At 66.3% G+C, this 15,099-nt stretch carries 11 protein-coding genes; 4 read left to right on the top strand and 7 right to left on the bottom strand.

The window, feature by feature from the left end; translation table 11 throughout:
• Positions 1–212 precede the first annotated feature (212 nt).
• The 3 genes from WME96_RS11040 to WME96_RS11030 all read right to left on the bottom strand — a co-directional run bounded on the left by WME96_RS11040 (position 213) and on the right by WME96_RS11030 (position 3,812).
• Positions 213–692 (bottom strand): hypothetical protein, encoded by a 480-nt coding sequence (locus tag WME96_RS11040; protein WP_437290108.1) that lies wholly within the window; start codon positions 690–692, stop codon positions 213–215.
• A 391-nt stretch (positions 693–1,083) separates the two neighbouring features.
• Positions 1,084–1,650, bottom strand: coding sequence for a hypothetical protein (locus WME96_RS11035; protein WP_437290107.1), 567 nt, complete (start codon positions 1,648–1,650; stop codon positions 1,084–1,086).
• Positions 1,651–2,471: 821 nt separating this feature from the next.
• Entirely contained in the window at positions 2,472–3,812 is a 1,341-nt protein-coding gene (locus WME96_RS11030; protein WP_437290106.1) for a serpin family protein, read from the bottom strand.
• A 702-nt stretch (positions 3,813–4,514) separates the two neighbouring features.
• On the opposite strand from WME96_RS11030, the gene WME96_RS11025 reads away from it, so the two are divergent.
• The 4 genes from WME96_RS11025 to WME96_RS11010 all read left to right on the top strand — a co-directional run bounded on the left by WME96_RS11025 (position 4,515) and on the right by WME96_RS11010 (position 7,132).
• On the top strand, positions 4,515–5,054 hold the full coding sequence (locus tag WME96_RS11025; protein ID WP_437290105.1) for a hypothetical protein: 540 nt from the start codon (positions 4,515–4,517) through the stop codon (positions 5,052–5,054).
• On the top strand, positions 5,051–5,773 hold the full coding sequence (locus WME96_RS11020) for a hypothetical protein (RefSeq protein WP_437290104.1): 723 nt from the start codon (positions 5,051–5,053) through the stop codon (positions 5,771–5,773). Before WME96_RS11025 ends, WME96_RS11020 begins: the two co-directional genes overlap by 4 nt.
• Positions 5,770–6,876 (top strand): hypothetical protein, encoded by a 1,107-nt coding sequence (locus WME96_RS11015; RefSeq protein ID WP_437290103.1) that lies wholly within the window; start codon positions 5,770–5,772, stop codon positions 6,874–6,876. Before WME96_RS11020 ends, WME96_RS11015 begins: the two co-directional genes overlap by 4 nt.
• 109 nt (positions 6,877–6,985) lie before the next feature.
• Positions 6,986–7,132, top strand: a complete 147-nt coding sequence (locus WME96_RS11010; protein WP_437290102.1) for a hypothetical protein — start codon at positions 6,986–6,988, stop codon at positions 7,130–7,132.
• Positions 7,133–7,187: 55 nt separating this feature from the next.
• Here WME96_RS11010 and WME96_RS11005 read toward each other — a convergent pair whose 3' ends face one another.
• From WME96_RS11005 to hsdR, 4 genes are all read right to left on the bottom strand, one after another.
• Positions 7,188–7,868: a hypothetical protein gene (locus WME96_RS11005; RefSeq protein WP_437290101.1), complete on the bottom strand. Its 681-nt coding sequence runs from the start codon at positions 7,866–7,868 to the stop codon at positions 7,188–7,190.
• Between the two features lie 144 nt (positions 7,869–8,012).
• Positions 8,013–9,659 carry a restriction endonuclease subunit S gene (locus tag WME96_RS11000; RefSeq protein ID WP_437290100.1) on the bottom strand — a complete coding sequence of 549 codons (1,647 nt, stop codon included), beginning with the start codon at positions 9,657–9,659 and terminating at the stop codon, positions 8,013–8,015.
• Positions 9,656–11,080: an N-6 DNA methylase gene (locus tag WME96_RS10995; protein WP_437290099.1), complete on the bottom strand. Its 1,425-nt coding sequence runs from the start codon at positions 11,078–11,080 to the stop codon at positions 9,656–9,658. The genes WME96_RS11000 and WME96_RS10995 overlap by 4 nt, the downstream gene beginning before the upstream one ends.
• Positions 11,081–11,105: 25 nt before the next feature.
• Entirely contained in the window at positions 11,106–14,531 is a 3,426-nt protein-coding gene (hsdR, locus tag WME96_RS10990) for a type I restriction-modification system endonuclease (protein WP_437290098.1), read from the bottom strand.
• Positions 14,532–15,099: the final 568 nt, after the last annotated feature.

The following is a 15,099-nucleotide window of genomic DNA, read 5'->3' as shown; positions in this document are numbered from 1 at the left end:
CCGCGCGGCGCGATTCAGGCAGGCTTCGCGCCGCGGGGCCGCCGGGCGGCCCGCCTCGCGACATGGATGATCCCGAGCGCAGCGAGCATCCAGCGCGGCGCGCCGGTCGAGGCCCCCGCCGGCGGCGATACGCCACATCCTTCGGCGAGGGCGTCCAGGGCGACCACCTGCGACGGCCGCGGCCGTGAGCCCCGCCCGTTGCCCGGATCGACTCATCGATGGACTTCCGTGGTCGGCTCTTTGATCTCCACCGTGACACGGCCGACCGAGCACTCGGGCGGGCAATCTGGACCGTTGGGCCGCTCGACCGCATAGATCGGCGCCGCGCGGGTATCCGTGAGGACCGCCTGGTCACGCACCACGCGGAGAGCGACCACCTTCGGTTGCATGCGGGGGATCGTGATGGCCGCCAGGGAGCCGTCGCCCTGACGGATCATGCACTCGGGCATTATCTCCTGCTGGCTGGGGTTGGGCAGGGATGCAGAGCAGCGCCGCGTCACGCCGTCCAGATCCACGATGAAATGATAGCGACCGGGCGCTACCAGCTCGGGTTCGAACTTGATCTCGACCTCGTCGCCGCAAGCGGCTTCCGTGCACGCCTTGGTGCCTCCGGGCCGGCACGACGCCAGTCCGATGAAGACGATGGCGGCCGCGGCGCGACCGAGCCTTCGCGACGTGGATGCCAACGACATACGTGTTCTCCCGATGTTCTGAGCACCGCCCGTAGCAGCGCGGGGTCCCGGAACGCTCATCTAGCACGACTTCAGCAGATGTCGCCAGCGCCTCCCGTCGCGCGACGGTGGCGCGGTCGGCATGGATGGGCGCTGATAGCCGGCAAATTGAACACCGCGGCGCGGGCTTCCGTGGCTGACCCGTGGACGCCGATCCACTTCAACGGGGGCAAGGACCAGGGTGAGGGAACAAGCACTCTCAGATCGTCGCCGTGGATCCGTGCGGCTGCGCCCCGAGCGGCGACGAGCCGATCGGCGACGTGGTGCGGAAGGAGCCGTCGACGTTCTGCTGCCTGGCGTAGGGGCCGCGCCTGGCCCTGATGCTGCTACGCAGCGACCAGCGCCTCGAGCGTCAATCGCTTTCCACGCAGATGGCATCACCGAGCGGGCGAGGGTCCGTCGCGCGGACGTTGCAATCGTAACCTGCACCGTCGATGGAGCCCCCTCCACCGATCCTCGCGATCCCCCAGAGCCCGACGTGCGAGCAGATCTCCGCCGAGTTGGCGGAGACGGTGGCGAAATCCGCGTGCTCGAAGCCTTCCAGGCACTGCTCTCCGCCTCTCACGACCGCAAAGGTAGTCCCGCCGATCTCGAAGAGCTCGTAGTTGGGCTTGCAGAGGATGTAGTCCAGCTCGCGGGTATCGTCGGCGTGCTGCTGGCAGCCGTTCCACGGGCCATCGATCGAAGACCCGTCTGCGATGCGAAAGACCCCTGAATAGGGGAGCTCATCGCAGCTGAAGGCAAACGTCCAGAAGGCGTCGAGTGGGGTCAAAGGCGTGTATCCTGCGGGGCAGGTTTCGCCTTCGTAGACTCCGTACTCCACCGCCTGAGCTTCGGCGGGTGCGCTCAGCGAGATGCCTCCGACGACAAGGCCGCAGATCAGGGCGCGCATGAGCATCGTATGAGAGATGTTTTTCATTTGTTCGCCGATATATTGTTAGGATGAGTTATGTTTCCAGACCAAGCGCGTGGCCGGGCGCAGGGACTCCCTGGTGCGTCCGGAGACAGGCGCATCCCGCCCGCCCCGCGACCGCGCCGGGATCACGTCCAGAGTATGCGGCGACACCGTAGGCGACGCCAGACAGCGAGCTGAAACGGCGGCGTTCGAGGAGTGGAACAGTGCTATCGCTGCTGCAGCTTGATTTTTGCGGCCCTTCTCAGCGGAAAATTGAACAGGCAGGCGGGGAGACAGTGACCCAGCGCAACGGCCGAAGAGGCCAGCGACAGCATGGCGTAGACGTCATCGGCCGCATGAACGCGTTGTGGGACGGCGCGCAGGCCAAGAACACAGATACACTCAGCGAAGCAGCTACACGCGCGGAGGTTGCCAAGGCGGAGAAATTTCGTTGGCGGGGGATACCCCGCCCAATTCGCGCCCCCTGGGGCGCGGGCAAGCCCCGGCATCTCGACGCACGGACGTTGGGCAGAGAGGAAGATGGAGAGGGAGAGATTCACAGGGAGGCGGGGAGGCGGGGAGGCGAGAGCCGGGATCAGACGGCCTCGAGCTCCAGCACGAGCTTCTCCTCGACGACAACGTCAGCCGGCCCCGAGGGAGCTCGAACGATGGTCCCCATTTCTCGCCTCCCACCCTTATCTGTTCTCTCTCTCCTCCCCGCCTCCCCGCCTCCCTGTGTACTCTCTCTTTCTCTGTCTCCCTCCCAACAGGCCGCTGCTGCCGGCAGCGAAAGCACGCACGTGGCGAAGGGGATGTTGGAGGGCCCCGCAGGAGGCGCGCGGTGCTCAGCTCGCGCTGGGGTCGGCGATGCGGCCGACGAACAGGATGCTGCCGGTCGCGTTGTCGCGGATGAGGAACAGGAAGGGATTCACGAGCGCGAGCGACGCCGGCAGGGGCGCCGACTCGTCGCCGACGATGACCGCGGTCGCCGCCGCCGCCTCGGTGCCGGCCTCGTTCACGCCGACGAACGCCTTGTGGATGACGTCCTGGATGAAGGGCTTTCCACCGGCGTTGATCCCGGTGAAGTCGGCGGCGCCGGGCGTGAACGCGACCTCCATCCCCATCGCCTTCAGCGTGTCCTTCAGGCTCAGCTTGTATTCGAACTTGAACTTCGGCATCGTTGTGTCGACCAGGTGCTCGCTCATCGCGCTGACGATGCCGTCGACCTTCGCCGCGTCGAGCGACGCCTCGAACGCGTCGAGCGTGCCCGCCTCCGGCAGGATGATCACCATCGACAGCTCGTCCCCGTCGTAGGGCATCGCGACCGCCTTGTAGCCGTCGCCCTCGGCGTACGGCATCTCCAGGCTGCCGTGCATCAGGGGCACGGTCACGTCGGTCCCGTCGGCCGTCGCGAACTGGCCGTCTTCCGTCGCGGTGGTCTCGAACGGGGTGCGCCACGCCGCGTTGAAGTAGATGGCGTTCGTGAGGATCAGCACCGTCTCGGGGGTGATCGCCTCGACGGGCACCAGCTTCTCGATCTTGCCCTCGGTCTGCTCGCTGACCCAGCCGTTGACGAGATCGACCGACTCCTGCGGCTGGCCAACGAAGTCGACGACGTGCATTCCGGCGCCGTAGTTCAGCCCGAGCGTGTCCAGGAAGGCGGTCTCGAACGGATAGCCGATCTGCCCCCAGAGCGCGTTCACGACGTTCAGGCGGAAGCCCTTCCCGTCGGCGCCCTGGGCGCCCTGACCGCGGCTCTCGAGCTCCTGGTCGATCCAGTTGAACGCCGGGTGGAGGTCGTCCTGCCCCAGGTCGAAGTGCAGCGTGCCGGCCATGGCCGTCTCGGTGTCGCCCTTCGCGCCGGCCCACGTCATCGCGAGCGCCGTCGAGATGCTGTAGGGCGAGTAAAAGACGTTGCCCGGCTTCTCGCGGAGCTGCTGGTAGAGGTCGAGCGCGAACGCGGAGTTGCCCGAGACGAGCGCGGCCTGGTCCTCCGCAGGAACGTCCGGGGTCGAGATGCGCTGTTTGTCGGAGGCGACCACACATCCGGGCGTGTCGTCGCACGTCTCGCCTCCCGGATCCGGGTTCGGGTCCTCGTTCGGCGGATCGGTGGAGGAGGTCTGGCAACCGAGGGTCGAGGTCAGGGCCAGGGCGAAGAGCGGAGCGCAGGTTCGTAGGGTTCGCATCATGCCGGTCCCCGAGCATTCGCCGTGCCGCGCGGGCGTCCGATCGGGGGCTCCTGGGCTCCGAGGCGGCACGCGCGGCGAGGACGAGGCGCCGCGCGCCGCGCGCGCCGGAACCCTGACATCCGGCGAGAGGGCTGGCCCGGTCTGGCACACGATCCCGACGCGAGCCCGGAGCGGGCCGTGGTCGTCGCACCGCAAGATCGTGAGCCGTGCGGCGCGGCCCGCCCTTGCAGCGGAGCGGCCCGTGGGATCGTCCGGGCTGCGTGGCCCGCGAAGCCTTATCAAGCCATCCATGGCCGGTCTCATGGCTACCCGCCGATGGGGCCACGACGGGCGACGCTCGCGCCGACGCGGACGCGCGAGCGACGTCGTGCCGCGCCACGCGCGTGGCCGTCACAGCGCGCGGTCACCGCTGCCTGCGCCCGGCTCCGCGCTGGGTCGGGCTCGCAGCCGACACGCGCAGCCCGCGGCGCGTGGCCGGTAGCGCGCTCTCGCGGCAGTGTGGACAGGCAGGTGGCGCCAGCAGGCCGACACGCGCTGGAGCCGCGCAGGTGGCCGCGCACTGGCGCACGCTCTGGACGGGACGACCTCTGGCCCGTGTCGTGTTCTCGTCTAGATTCCGTTTGACGCCGATCCCGTGATCAGAAGAATGGGGCGCGTCGCCACGCTGCTCGCGTGTTTCTGACGAATGTGAGGGAGACGATGAGCACGACAGACCGGCAGATTTCATCGTCGGCAGTGTTCGCTCTACTGCTCAGTGTCGTCCCGACGCAGGCAGACGCGTCCGAGCTGAGTGCCGGAATCAGCTTCGGGGGGATCCAGGCTGGCACCGTGACGCACCTGGCGGTGAGCCCACACGCGGGAATATCGTGGCGCATCAACGGTAACATCCTATTCAATGTTCACGATCTGCTCAGCGTCGTGCCTCCTATCCAGACGGGTGGGGCCGGCGTCTACAATAGCATCATCGCCGCTCTCGGATATGGCTGGAAGAATGTCGATTTCAGCGCTGGCCCATCCGTCGCGATCTACTTCATGCCGGCTTGCGGAAGTACATTGTGTGGGCACGTTGCCGGGATGGCGGTAGGCGCGCATGCGCAAACCAACGCGTACGCTGCAGGACCGCTCGGCGTGTCGCTGAGCGCCAATGTGGATTGGGTCGGCGGGAGCAGCCTCGTGCTCCCAGGTTATGTGTCCGTGCTCGTCGTTGTCGGTCCTGTGCTTCGGTGGAGCATAAGATGAACGCAAAAGCAACTTTGCTGACGATTGTAGGCACTGCCATCTGCATGCTGACGGCATGCAACTGGACGGTAGGGGACTGCTATCCCCGCGAGGAGTGGGTGAAGGGTGAGGGCGCAGGTGGACCAGTCGGGCCGCCCGTTCCCATCTTCAGCTCCAGCGCATCGGGGGACTTCGGGGCTGCGCCGCCGGAAGGCCCGCAGGATGGCGACAAGGAGAAGATCCAGTGCAACAAAACGGAGGACGACGACGAAGAGGAAAGCCCGAGCGACAGCTCGGAGGTGCCGACAGCTAGCCCGACGAGCCCGCCGGATCCCTGCCAGCAGAGCGGCGCTCCAAGCATGGGGTGCACAGGCGTCAAGCCGATCGACCCACGGGCTTTCAATTTTGTTACGATCGTTGCCCACGATGGGACAGTCGCGGGTGGTTGGCAGGAGGCAAAGGCACACCTGGTTTTTGCCCACAATCAAGAGGGCGACGATGCGTGCATGGTTCACATCGGGATGCCATTGCGAACCGAGGTCTGGGGGAAGATCTCGGCGGACAGGGCAGCCAGCATCAGCGCTGACGTGGCAAATTGGTCAGCGAATGAAGTGTACAAAAAGGATGGAGGCGAAGATCTCCCTCCTGGTATATTCTGCAGGACGCTCAAGGCCAGGATGACAGAGCAATTTGGAAGCGATTACTACAAACCCCTCGGCGCCAGGATCCAGAATCCATGAAACACAGCCTCGACCAACTACTAGACATTGTGTACCAATACTACCCCCGTAGCGCTGGAATCACCAATGATGTCGACGAAGAGCTCATCCGACAGACCGAAGAGCACGCCCGGCTCGTGGCCGCGCGGATTCAAGCATCAAAGGACGAGCGATGGAATTCCATGCTGCGTCGCATCGGAGACCGCTTCCCTGGCATGCTCAGAAACCACTCGCTGCATCTCACCTCCGGTGGCTGTGATGGCTGCTATTCCTTCACGATTGACCTTCGAAAGCCTACCGGTGATCCGCTGTGGTTTCAGATAAGCTTTCTTGCTCCTTACTACATTGTCCACAGCTCGCGTACGGTCGAAATAGTGAAGGAGCCAAGGGACTCTTTCACGGTCTCTTTTCGGGGCATGCTATTCATCGTATCTCGAAGCCCGGCCGACCCGTGGCTCATCTCGAACCCGCACCACGACAGCCCAAGGACCGTCACCGCAACCCGGCGATACGTCGCCTTCGATCTGTCGCCCGACGAGCAGCCGTGCGCGGACTGGATCGCCCATGAGATCGAAGCGACCTTCGGCTGCGAGCGCATGCCGCCGGAGGTCGGAACCGTCCTCGTGCCGGATGTGACGACAGGCGTGCGACTTCCCGGTGAGGTCAGACTCTACGACTGCTTGTTCTCGGACCAGCATACATGGGTGAAACCGTCGTCGTCCGAAGAGCCGGCACCTCGCGCGGAAGTCGATGCGAGCAGCCTCACGGAACGGTTTGTCGATGTCCTTACCGTGCTCCGGGCGCACCACCAGATTGGATTGATCCTCAGGTTACCAGCGATCGCTCGAAAGCTGCCGGAGCCAGAACGACAGTCGTTAGCCGTCTTTTTGTCGGCATCGACGGATGGATTCCTGCACAAGGATAAGATGCTACAGGAGCTTGCGCGCATGCGTCCGCACGACGAATCGCCGGAGACTCTCCGCGCCATGGCGGCCAAGCGCGAGCTCGAGGCGCTGGTCGCGTCGTGGGACGGTGAAGGCGAGCCGCCGGCCGCCATGGTAGCCTGGGCCTCCAGCTTCCTGGCGAGTTGGCCCGTGGACTCGGAGTCCGAAGCTTCGTCGTAGCCGTCGTGGAGATCCGCGCCGTCCTCCCCTGACGTGCTTCCGCTATTCGGGGAAGCGAAGCGTCGGGTGAGCGCGCCGTCGTCACCTGTGACCCTCCTCTGATGCCCGGGTGGGTGGACCCTACGTCCAGCGCCGCTACGCCTCCGCCTCGTGGGCCGCGCAGGATGCACCAGCGCGATCACGAGCGGCGATCCGCGCGATCACGACCGTGATCCCGCCGATCACGATGCTGATCCCGGTGATCACGATGCGCTGATCCGAGCGATCACGCAGCGGTGATCTCTGTGATCACGATGGCGTGAAATCCGCACCTACTGCGCTGCCGGTCTGGGCGTTCCGGGGAACATTCTCTGCAACGCAGGTGCGCCAGGCTTCCCGTTCACCGTGAGCGTCCCGCCCGCTCCGCGCACGATGGCGGGAGGCGTCACCTCTGGAAGCTCCAGCCGCCGGAACGCGGCAGGATCTGAACGCGGCCCGGCCTCTGGTCCGGCATACCATCCAATTTCCCCGCTTGGCAGTTTGCGTGCGACAATGACTCCATCACCGTCGTTCGGCCATTCTTCTGGCCTGTAGACACCGGTCGTCCCGTCCGGATGCTGGACGATCACAGCCTCGGGATAGCTGTCGAGGAGCTCGCGGTTTCGCCGGATCTCCGTGGCGCTTGGCGTGCGTTGGGGATCGGCAGGATCTAACGCTGGCGTGTTGTGCGCCGTTCGCTCGGGAACGCTGGACGGCTCGGCCTTGTGGACCGGCGCGACGAAGGCCATGCAGATGGCCAGTTGCGCCTTCGTCGAGGCGAGCTCGGTGCGTTCGGCCTTGCAGTCGTCTCGGGTAGGCGCCGCGGCGATGGGCGACGATGGCACAGGGGACGACGAGGTCGATGCGCTCTCGAGCGCCTGGGCGAGCGGTGCGCCGCGCGGCATGGCGCGCCCGATGAAGACGCCGACGATGCCGGCGACGAGTGCGAACAGAAGGGAGCTGCGCATGGTCATGAGAGGCCTCGCCGCTACAGCGGATAGCCTGGTGGTACAGGCTGTGCGGTACTCGTGATCTCGGTTCGGCACTCCTGAGGAATGACAATGGCCGCAGGCTTGTTCCCGATGGATGAGAGCTCGTGGGGCACCTGGAGCTGGCGGCTATCCTCGAGAACGCGCTGGAGCTTGGCTTCGGCGGCTTGCCTGGGGTCTCCTCCCTCGCTCGGCGGGGGTGGATGGGGCAGGAGGCGGGGATGCGCCGGCGCGGCGGCGGCCGGCGCCGGTGGTGGGCTGGCCGTTCTGCTCGCGCTCGGCGCGGAGGCGTTCGAGGAGGGCAGAGGCGGGCTCGTCGTTCGGGTCCTGGGGGACGAGCTCGCCGCGGAAGGCTTTGGCGAGGATGGCTCGACTCAAATCGCCAAGAATGCGAGCAAGATCAGCATGTTGATCCTTCAACGATTCTATGCGTTGAAAGATGTACCCCAATCGTCGCAGAATCTTCACCTGCTCGGCTCGCGGAGGCACAGGGACGAGAATTCGCTCAAGCAAGTCAGTATTGTACCCAGGACGGGTCATCCCACGAATACCGGATGCGACTTGGTTTTTTACGTACGGTGCACCCGACAGCGCATAAACAACAAGCTCTGGCGCAACAACCTCTTGATTCACTCGGAAACGAAGTATGTGGCCCGTCATTCGCCAATCGCGAACATGGCCCGGTGCCACACAAACTTTTCCCAGTGTCGCACCCGACCGAGCAAACAAAACATCTCCCGCCTGCACGTCATAACGAGAGAGCTGCCGAGCCTTCTCTTCTGTAACGTAGTAAAGGCCCTGATCCGTAAATCCAACTCCAGTGAGATTCCCGACCGCAATTACTGGCACGCCTGTTACGACGAATTCGCTACTATGAAGCTGTGCGCCGAACGGACCGGTTTGCACTGGTGCTAGCGGGTCTTGACCCAGTTCCGCAATCCGTGCCCACGCCCAACCGTCTGGCACTTCCGGTAGCTCGCTCGCATCCACCGGCGTTGGTTCCTCGTACTTCTCCTTCCACCGGTCGTCCCCCGGCGCCTTCCCCTTCGCCCGCATCTTGGCGAGCTCCGCCTCCTCCCACCGCCGCCGCCGCTCGGCGCGGATCCGCTTGAGCAGCTCCTCGGCCGGCTCCACGTCGGGGTTCTTCTCCCGCCAGTCTGCCGTGAGATCGCCGCGGAAGGCGGCTGCGAGCACGGACTGGCGGAAGCGCTCGACGAGCGCGGGGATGGCGTCGAGCGCCTCCTTGGCGCGGCGGCTCTTGGCGGTGAGGGCCTCGATCTTGGCGACGATGCGGCGTTGCTCCTCGATTGGCGGCACGGGGACCGTCAGCTCTCGCAGCTTGGAGCCATTGACATTGGCTTGGCCAACCTGCTGGTTCACGACTGACGAGATCCAGTTCCTGCCCTCCCATGAATTGATATAATGGGCAAGCAGCTTCGGCTCGTAGCCGCGAAGCCGAACGCGCAACAAATAAGAGGCGAACGAGCAAGGAGCGGGATACCCCTCATAGACCGCCGTCTTCCCCACCAGTTCAGGGCTATTCGTGCGATTAAAGAGCACGTCCTGTGGTTGGAGCAGCAGCTCAGGAAATTCGTGATGGTCTTTAGGAAGAATTTTGAGCTCGCCGAATACGAGTCTCCCTTCCACGATATTGCCCATCCGCAGGACCGGGACCCCAGTAGACGATTCGCTCGTTTTCGCAGACGAGCCATACTGGATCAGTGTCGACAGTTCGCCAACGGTCGCTGACGCCCACCCTTCAGGCCGAGCGCTCATCGACCGACCTCGATCAAAGCGCTGAGCGCCTCCATCTCCTGCGTCGCGGTCCGCAGCTTCTCCAGAATCTCGGCCGCGATTTCCTCCGGCTCCGGGAGGTCGTCCGCCCCATGAACACTCTCGTCCTTGAGCCAGGCTATATCGAGGTTATCCCCCCGCGCCTTGATCTCCTCCCGCGTGAACCTCCTGAACCGCCCCTCCACCCCCTGATCCTTCCGCCGGCTCTTCCCGTACGGATCCCCCCCGAACGCCTTCTCGAACTCCGCGAAGTGCTCCTGCCCGAGCGGCGTCCGCTTCCCGAACGAGGGCATGTTCGCCCGCAGGTCATAGACCCACACCGTCCTGGTGTTCCCCTTGTCCTTGCGCTCCTCCCCGCGCGTGAAGAACAGCACGTTCGTCTTCACCCCCTGCGCGTAGAAGATCCCCGTCGGCAGCCGCAGGATCGTGTGCAGATCGCACTTGTCCATCAAGTCGGCCCGGATCTGCGCCCCGGTGTTCTCCTCGAAGAGCACGTTGTCCGGGAGCACCACCGCAGCCCGCCCGCCCGGCTTCAGGCTGCGATAGATGTGCTGCAAGAACGCGAGCTGCTTGTTCGAGGTCGGATACGTGAAGTCCTTCCGCGACGGCAGCCCGCCCCCCTTCTTCGTCCCGAAGGGCGGGTTCGTCAGGATCACGTCCGCAGGCGCCAGCCGCTCGCCGTCGGATGCGAGCGTGTCCCCGCGCACCAGGTTCGCCTCGATGCCGTGCAGCATCAGGTTCATCAGCGCCAGCCGGTGCGCGTCCTCCACCAGTTCCATGCCGTAGAACGCATTCTTTCGCTGGAACTCCTGCTCGCTTTGGCTCAGCGCATAGATCTTGTCATCCGCCTTGATGTATCGGTCCGCCGCGATCAGAAACCCCGCCGTCCCCGCCGCCGGGTCCTGCACCAGCTCTCCCGCCTTGGGCTGGACCAGCCGCACCATGCAGTCGATCAGCGGCCGCGGGGTGAAGTACTGCCCGGCGCCCGACTTCTTCTCGCTCGCGTTCCGCTGGAGCAGGTCCTCGTACATGTTGCCGAGGCCCTCCTCGCGCGCCGAGTACCAGTCGAGCCGCTCGATCTCTTTCACCAGGGTCTCGAGGTTCCTCGGCTGCTTGATCGACGTCTTGGCGTTGACGAAGATCGCCTGAACGCGCCCCGACGCCTCGGTGCCCAGGTGGAGCAGCGTGGCGCGGTAGAAGGTGAGCAGCGCAACGCCCGTCTTGCCCGAGAGATCGTCCCAGCGATACCCCTTGGGCAGCTCCTTCTCCGTGCCCGTCTCCTTCGCCATCTTGAGGAAGAGCAGGTACGTCAGCTCGGTGAGGTACTCGTGGTAGGTGATGCCGTCGTCCCGGAGGACGTGGCACAGGTCCCAGAGCTTGCGGACGATGTCGGCGGTGGTCATGGTCGGCGCGCCCTCCGTATCACAGTCAGCCCGCCGCCCTCTCCCAGATCGCCTCCTTCAGATCGCCCAGCACCTTCTCGAGCTGCCCGTCGAAGATCTTGTCGATCCGCTGGAAGCCGCCGTCGGCCTGGAACTGCCCGCGATCGAGCGCCGCCCGGTCCACGACCTCGTCGGCCTTGATCTGCTTGCCGATGCGCTCCAGCCAGCGGCGCTGCACCGGCGTCCACGCGCGGCTCTGGGCGATCTTCGCCACCGCCCGGTCGACCCGCTCGCCGTAGGGCACCAGCGGGTCGCCGAGCGCGGCCCGCCGGATGAAGCCCATGACGGAGGCGGCGATGTCGGCGTTGCTCTTGTTCCGCCACGCGGTCCGCAGCATCGCCTCGCTGTAGCCCGCCCCGTCGAGCGCGAGCTTGAGCTCCCGGAGCTGCTCCCGGGTCAGATCGCGCGGGCGCTGCGTGACGAGGACGAGCGCCGGGAGCGTGTTGCTGTGGTCGCGGAGGTAGGCCGCGAAGCTGTCCAGGTAATCGTCCGGCCGCGCCGCCTTACCGTAGCCGTGCCCCACCTCGATCACCCGATCGGCGTGGTCCGAGACGATCATCGGCCGGCCGGCCTCGAGCTTGTTGTCGAGGAGCCTGACGAGATACCCGTGCTGGGCGAAGAACTCCACCGCCGCGTCCGGCGTCCCCGCCTTGAGCTGGCGTGCGACCTCGGCCGGCGACGCCCCCGCGATGCCCTCGAACCGGGCAAGGCCCTCGCCCTTGAGCACCTGCCGCTTGCGCTGGAGCTTCGCGATGAGCTGCTCGAGCACCACCGCCCGCACCTCGGCGTCCTTCTCCGTCCGGAGCTCGTCCACGAGCTTCTGGAACGAGAGGCTCACGTCGTTCACCACCGGCGTCATCGAGGTGAGCTGGTCGAAGTTCTCGTAGAGCGCCACCGCGTCGAAGATGCGGAAGCTCGCCTTCTCGATCTCCGGACAGAGCCGCGTGGCCCGGCCGATCATCTGCTCGTAGAGGATGCGGCTCTTGACCTGCCGCAGAAAGACAAGGTTGCAGATCTTCGGGACGTCGATGCCGGTGGTGAGCAGATCCACGGTGACGGCCACGCTGGGCAGACGCTCGTTCTTGAAGTGCCGGATGAGCTGGAGCGGGCGATCGACGCTGGGGTGTCCGGTGATCTTGGCCACCGTGCCCTCCTCGATGCTGCCGTACCGCTCGACAAACGCCGCCTCCAGCAGCGAGACGACAAGATCGGCATGGGCGTCGTTGACGCAGAAGATCAGCGTCTTGCCCGGGAGCGTGGGGTCGATGTGCCTGGCGAGCTCGGCGCACACGACCTCGTTGAAGCTCTTCGTGATCACCTTGCTGTTGAAGCCGTCGATGTCGACCTTCACCTCGTCCTTGACGTCGACAAGCTCCTCGGCGGCGGTGCGCGGGTTGAAGAGCCGCATCTTCTCGCCCCGCTTCCAGATCATCCCCTTCTTCGCGAGCTCGGTGACGATGGGCACCGGCGGCTCGTAGTCCACGAGGCAGCCGTCGATCACCGCCTCCCGGTACGAGTAGAGGAAGACCGGCTTGCCGAAGATCTCCTTGGTGTGCGCCGCGGGCGTGGCCGTGAGGCCGATCTTCACCGCGTCGAAGTGATCGAGCACGCGCCGGTACCTGGAGACGTAGTCGTCGTCGCTGCGGAAGCGCAGCTCGACGTCGCTCATCTCCTGGTCGAGCGTGTACCCGCGGTGGCACTCGTCGACGACGATGCAGTCGTACTGGTCGACAGACGGCACGTCGCCCTCCACCTTCGGGTCGAGGACGCGCTTGACCATGCCCTGGATGGTCGCGACATGCAGCTTGGTGCCCGCGTCGGGCCGCGCGTCCTCGAGCCCCTTGATGTTGTAGATCTCCGCGAACGTCTGCAGGTTCTCGAGCCGCACGTCCTTGAGCGCGTCCACCGTCTGCTCCCCGAGCGCGCTCCGGTCGACGAGGAAGAGGATGCGCCGGAACCGCTGGGCCTTGATCAGCCGGTAGACGAGCCCGATGGCCGTGCGCGTCTTCCCCGTCCCCGTGGCCATCGCCACGAGGCACGCGCGCTGCCCGCCCTCGATCGCCGTCTCCACAGCCCGGATGGCGCGGATCTGGTAGTCGCGGAGGTCGAGGTAGCCCGTGGGCTCGCTCTCGAGCCGGGCGTGGGCGGCGGCGATGTCCTGCTTGAAGAGCGCGACGAGCCCCTCGGGCGTGTACCAGCCCTCGAGCGGGCGCGCGAGGTTGGTTGAACGCCGCGCGTCGCGGAACCAGATACCGCTCTTGGTCTCGATCTGCTTGAGATACGCCCGCCCGTTGGTGGCGAAGAGGAACGGCACTCGGTGCCCCTTGTCCCACGGACCGCCCGCGAACCTGGCCTCGCCCTCGAGCGTGAGACCGCGGCTGTAGCGGACCGTCTGCTGTTTGAGGACATTGGCCACGTCCACGCTCATCTTCTTCGCTTCGACGACCGCGAACACCTCGAGCCCGACGAACAGCGCATAGTCGACCGGGCCCGTCTCCGTCGGCCACTCGGCGATCGCGAGGTTCTTCCCCTTCTGCGGCCTCGTCCCCCGCCGGTAGTCCAGGTGCTCGGAGTCGGCCTCCCAGCCCGCATTGCGGAGCTGCGCGTCGATGATCCGGCGGGTGGCGGCCTCGTCGAGGAGGATCGCCTGCGCCGCCTCGGCGGCGCGCTCGACCACGGCCTGGATGGCGGCAGGCGGCGCGGCCGCGGCCTGCTCCTGGAGGGCCGCGAGCTCGGCCGCGAGCTGCGCCTTCTGGCGCTCGAAGGCCTCGACGTCCTTCGCCCGCTTCTGCTCGGCCTCGGTGGCGAGGGCTTCCCAGAGCGCCCCGTCCTCGGCCGCCTTCCGGGCGCGCTCCTCGGCCGTGAGGCGCTTCTTCCCCTCCTCCTCGGCTGCCGCGCGGACGGCCTCGATGTCGACCTTGCTCCTGGCCAGCTCTGCGCGCAGCCGCTCGAGCTCGGCGGCGAGCGCGGCGTCTTCCTTCGCCGGGTCGGGGGGCGGCACGAAGGGGCCGGGGTCGAACTTCCTGCTGTTCCCGAAGGAGCGCTGGAACCAGACGGCGAGCTCGCGCGCCATCTTGAGCTGGTGCAGCGCCTCGCGGTGGTCGCCGCGGATCTCGTGGGTCGCCTTGTTGCCGGCGACGCGCAGGTCGTGGAAGAGCTGCCGCGTGGTCGCGTCGAGCGCGCCCCGCTCGCGGAGGCGGCTGATCAGCGTGGCCTGGTTGTCCTCGGGCGACGCGTAGAGCCCGAGGCGCGCGGCGGCGCGCTGCGCGAGGATCTCGCCGAACTGCCGCAGCTTCACCAGGCAGGTGTTCGGGTCCTCGGCGAAGTAGCGCTCCGCCTGCGTTCCGAGGACGACGAGGCGCGGGTCGTGGTGGGCGAGAAAGGCGAAGTTGGGCGATGCGGCAGGGGGCACGGGATCGGCCTCGCGCGTGGGTGGGGGACCGTTCCATGGAACACCAGCCCGGGGCGCGGGTGGAAGCGGAACGAAACCAATCTGGACGGTACCGCGTAAGCAGCAGGTGCTCAGCGGCGCGCGAGCGAAGGGCACCTTTCCGGAAGATGTGCGCCAGGACCGGCGCGGCGCTGGAGGCGCCAGCCTCCACACATGGAGGTCATAGCCTCCAGCGGGCGACGAGAGCGGCCGCGCCGGGTTCTCGGCGTCCTTTCGATCCTCGCTCCACCCCGGCGCTCGCCCCGCGAGCAAACACCTTGTTTCCCCGCCTCATGTCGACCATCTCGCGCCGATCGCCGTCGCGAGCAGCGCCCTGCCCGGCCGGCCAGCGCGGCTTGCAGAGCATGGACCTGAAGTTGCTATTCGGTAGCTCAGGTCGGTCGCGCTGCTCGCGCTGGTCAGTACGTCGCGCTGCTCGAGCCACCTGAGTCGCTGACCCGGCGACTTCCACCATGACCGCAACGGGCGTCGAGGGGGCCCCGTTGACGTCTCGATCTCCCCTCTCCCGGGCGCGCCTCGCGCGCAGGCT

The organism is Sorangium sp. So ce406, assembly GCF_051474675.1.
Taxonomy (GTDB): domain Bacteria; phylum Myxococcota_A; class Polyangia; order Polyangiales; family Polyangiaceae; genus Sorangium; species Sorangium cellulosum_G.
The sequence above is the reverse complement of the archived record's forward strand: the minus strand, read 5'-3'. Positions and strand labels throughout refer to the sequence as shown.

Bases quoted from the DNA above. Each gene is read 5' to 3' on its own strand.
- WME96_RS11015 (WP_437290103.1), top strand. From the start codon at position 5,770: ATGAAACACAGCCTCGACCAACTACTAGACATTGTGTACCAATACTAC.
- WME96_RS11025 (WP_437290105.1), top strand. From the start codon at position 4,515: ATGAGCACGACAGACCGGCAGATTTCATCGTCGGCAGTGTTCGCTCTA.
- WME96_RS11020 (WP_437290104.1), top strand. From the start codon at position 5,051: ATGAACGCAAAAGCAACTTTGCTGACGATTGTAGGCACTGCCATCTGC.
- WME96_RS11005 (WP_437290101.1), bottom strand. From the start codon at position 7,868: ATGACCATGCGCAGCTCCCTTCTGTTCGCACTCGTCGCCGGCATCGTC.
- WME96_RS11040 (WP_437290108.1), bottom strand. From the start codon at position 692: ATGTCGTTGGCATCCACGTCGCGAAGGCTCGGTCGCGCCGCGGCCGCC.
- WME96_RS11000 (WP_437290100.1), bottom strand. From the start codon at position 9,659: ATGAGCGCTCGGCCTGAAGGGTGGGCGTCAGCGACCGTTGGCGAACTG.
- WME96_RS10995 (WP_437290099.1), bottom strand. From the start codon at position 11,080: ATGACCACCGCCGACATCGTCCGCAAGCTCTGGGACCTGTGCCACGTC.
- WME96_RS11030 (WP_437290106.1), bottom strand. From the start codon at position 3,812: ATGCGAACCCTACGAACCTGCGCTCCGCTCTTCGCCCTGGCCCTGACC.
- WME96_RS11035 (WP_437290107.1), bottom strand. From the start codon at position 1,650: ATGAAAAACATCTCTCATACGATGCTCATGCGCGCCCTGATCTGCGGC.